This window comes from Cobetia sp. SIMBA_158 (assembly GCF_046566945.1).
GTDB lineage: Bacteria > Pseudomonadota > Gammaproteobacteria > Pseudomonadales > Halomonadaceae > Cobetia > Cobetia amphilecti.
Map to the genome: position 1 here is coordinate 1 of NZ_JAWJYL010001192.1, position 231 is coordinate 231.

Annotated in this window: 1 protein-coding gene; it reads left to right on the forward strand. The window is 35.9% G+C overall.

The features are described 5' to 3' along the window. A partial coding sequence (locus R2R70_RS23510) for an ATP-binding cassette domain-containing protein (RefSeq protein WP_410979422.1) occupies positions 1 to 231 on the forward strand: 231 nt, incomplete at both ends.

A 231-nucleotide genomic window follows, 5' to 3' on the forward strand; every position in this document is an offset into this window, starting at 1 on the left:
TTAGGCATTAAAGAAGATTTACATGATGTGAAAATGAGCGAATTAACGGGTTCTGAAAAAGTAAAAGTATTGTTAGCACAAGCTTTATTTGGTAAACCAGACGTTCTTTTACTCGATGAGCCGACGAACCATTTAGACATTGAAGCCATTCACTGGTTGAATGAGTTCTTGATTAACTTTGAAAACACTGTCATCGTTGTTTCCCATGACCGTCACTTCTTAAATAATGTG